A 3148-nucleotide genomic window follows, 5' to 3' on the forward strand; every position below is an offset into this window, starting at 1 on the left:
CCCAATTGAGATTGGTGGCTTGGTGCCTTTGTGGTTCAAGATCCCATTTGACCCTTCGCTCGCTCCGCGCGCCACTCCTGCCCCGTCGCGCGGGGTGGGCGAGGCCCGGATGAGCCCGTTGGGCACCGCAGGGACGGCCCGCAACTCCTCTCCCTAGTAGGGAGAGGTCGGGTGAGGGTCGCTTGTCACCGCGGCGCACGTCGATACTGGCTCACCCTCACTTTCATCCTCTCCCTGAGAGCGAGGAATCGCCTCCGGTTAGCGCTCGTCTTGCACGGTAGCGGCATCAATTCGCAGCGCCCAACAGCCTCTGCCGTGCCCCCACGCAGGAACCCGCCGCCCTCCAAGCGAACACACGCCACAGCTAGGCTTCGCCTGCCAGTTCACAAGAGGTGCTGAAGACATGACTCCACCCGCCGGTGCCAAGACACCCCGACCCGACTTCCGCGGCATGATGCCCGTCATGCCGACGCCCATCACCGAGTCCGGGGACATCGACGAAGCGAGCCAGCGACGGCTGGTGCAGTACTGCCTGAAGTGCGGCGCCGTCGCGGTCGGTCATCTCGGCGGCGCATCGGAATTCTACAAGGTCGGCGACAAGGACCGACGGCGCTTGATCGAAATCGTCGTTGACGAAGTCGCCGGCCGCGTGCCCGTGTACATCGGCGTCACCGCGACCGCCTTTCGCATCGCCGTGGACTACGCCAAAGAGGCCGAAGCCCTCGGCGCCGACATGCTGATGGCCGGCAGCCCTTACATGGATGTCCCGGACCGCGATGGCATGTTCGAGTACTACCGCGGGCTGTCCGACGCGGTCTCGATCCCGATCATCATCCAGGACACCGCGGTCAGCAGCGGCGTGCTGACCGCCGACGTGATGTGGCAGCTCTATCAGGAATGCGGGAACATCCGTTACGCCAAAGTCGAGGGGCAGCGGTTTCTGGCGAAGATGGGCGAACTGCTGGAGCTGTCCGGCGGGGCGATGCAGATCATCGGCGGCGCGGGCGGCAGGCACCTCATCCATATGCTGCGCGCCGGAGTCACCGCCTACATGACCGGCACGGAAGCGCTCGACATCCACGGCGCCGTCGTCAGCGCCTACCTCGCCGGCGACGAGGAGACGGCCGCACGCATCTACTTCGAGCAACTGCTCCCGTACCTCATGTTCTACCAGGAGTATCCCCGCGAGCTGCTCAAGGGCATGCTCCGCGACCGCGGCGTCATGGACTGCGCGCACGTCATCCCGCCCGCCAAGGTCGAGCCCATGAGCGTCCTCGAGCGCCGGGAGTTCGACTGGGTGCTCGAACGGATCGGCTTCAACAAGCGCTGGCCCGACATCCCGTGAGCGGATGTACGCTCGCCTGCGGCCGGGCGCCGTTTCCGCGCGCGAGGCTCCCGGGCCGCCGGGCAGTGCCTGCGGCTGCAAGCTCCGGGAGTTGATAAGGAGGAATCCGCCCGATGCACACCTCGCACACGGACTGGAAGGCCCGTCTGACCGTCGCGTGGCTCATCGTGCTCACGTCTGGCTTGATCGGTCCGGCTCTTGCAGGCGGCGGCGCCGAGGATGCGGCTGTCCGCGGCGCGACACTGTGCTGCCGGCCGAACCTGCCGGTCGAAGGCGAGGACGTCGTCCTCACGTTTCGAGCCGGCGCGGAACCGCAGTCGCCTGCTTCCGCCGCGGTGACGCTGGAGATCCGTGCCTCCGACGGCACCAGGTTGCTCAAACGCGACTTCCCGTCTCCCGGCGCGGATGGGCGCGATGCTTCGCTCTCCTGGCGGCCGCGGAACAACGGCCTCTACCGCGCCGTCGCGTCGGCCGCCGGCGAGCCGCTTGCCCAACTCGACCTGCCGGTTGTGACGAGCGCGCGCGGGCTCGATCTCGTATGGTACAGGCACAGTCCCTGGATTCGCTGGGCAACCGTGATCGCATCGGCGCCTGAGGAGGACGTCCCGCTCCTGCGCCGGCGCGGCATCAAGGCGCTCAAATGGACCTGGGGCTCGAATCACCCCGCGCTTAGGGAAGACCGGTTGCCCCTGGAGCAGTGCGCCGCCGAGGCGGAGCGATACTACGGGATTCCGGATAACTTCCAGTTCGACGGCTACGGCATGGACGAGTTCGGCGGCTATCCTCAGACACAGGGCGAGGAGCGCGCCCACGCCTGGTTGCGCGGGCTGATAGAGGCCCGTCGCCGGTTTCCCGAGGACTTCGTCGCCGCCGCCTGGCACGGCGGCGGGGTGCGTGATGAATGGGTCGGCCTGTACAAGCAGGCCGCCGACTTGCTGCTGCTCGAGGCCTATGAGATGTACTACGCGCCGCGCGAACTGGGCACCGAGAATATCTTCGAGGACCTGCGCGGCCGCCTCATCGCGCCGCGCGGCGCCGACCTCTTCACCCGCGCGTATCGCGCCCCGTGCAAGGTGCTGCTGTCACTCGACCTCTGCGGGAAGGACGATACCTATGGCGACGCGGGGGAGTTGGAACAGGTCATTCGCTTCATTCGCCGCGAGTTCCCGGAGATGCGCGGCATCGCATTCTTCAATGGCAGTGACGCGACGGAAGACATGGAGCGCGCCGCCGACCGCCTCTGCTTCGACTACTTCATCCGCCCCGTCATCACGTTCCAGCCCAACAGCCTGTGGCTCGACCGGTTCTCGAACCCGCCGCACATCGTCGTCGCGCTCAGCAATATCGGGGGGATGGACGGCGGCCCCGTCACCGTGCGCCTCAAGGTCAACGGGCGGGTCGTCGGCACGCAGCAGGTGGAGCGCGTGCCCGCCGGCGGCAGCAGGCTGACGAACCGCGCGTTCGCGCGCTGGCAGTGGAGCCCGCGCCAGTCCGGCGTGTGCGAGCTCGAGGCGCAGATACTGGCGGCGCCGGGCAGCGCCGTGCTCAACGGACGCGTCCGCGAGACGAGGTGGATCGCCGCCGGCGACGGCGGCTGAGGACTGCTTCCCCGGAAGGCCGCGCTCAACGCTGACACGCGGAATCGGCACGACCCTTCCCCGTCAGGAACAGGACTGCCATCCGGTCGAGCGGAAATCATAATGCAGTAGAACTCGGGTTGAGCCCGACGTGACTTTCGAGTGGGCACCTGGCTGCCCGGTTGGACGGCATTTGCCTCCCGCAACCATCACACGCAACCGCACG

General features: G+C 67.4%; 2 protein-coding genes. Both read left to right on the forward strand.

The window, feature by feature from the left end; translation table 11 throughout:
- Positions 1-403 precede the first annotated feature (403 nt).
- Positions 404-1345 carry a dihydrodipicolinate synthase family protein gene (locus tag JSV65_03705; GenBank protein UCH35466.1) on the forward strand — a complete coding sequence of 314 codons (942 nt, stop codon included), beginning with the start codon at positions 404-406 and terminating at the stop codon, positions 1343-1345.
- 113 nt (positions 1346-1458) lie between these two features.
- Entirely contained in the window at positions 1459-2943 is a 1485-nt protein-coding gene (locus JSV65_03710; protein ID UCH35467.1) for a hypothetical protein, read from the forward strand.
- Positions 2944-3148 lie beyond the last annotated feature (205 nt).

It is taken from the genome of Armatimonadota bacterium, from assembly GCA_020354555.1.
Classification (GTDB): Bacteria; Armatimonadota; Hebobacteria.

Bases quoted from the DNA above. Each gene is read 5' to 3' on its own strand.
- JSV65_03705 (UCH35466.1), top strand. From the start codon at position 404: ATGACTCCACCCGCCGGTGCCAAGACACCCCGACCCGACTTCCGCGGC.
- JSV65_03710 (UCH35467.1), top strand. From the start codon at position 1,459: ATGCACACCTCGCACACGGACTGGAAGGCCCGTCTGACCGTCGCGTGG.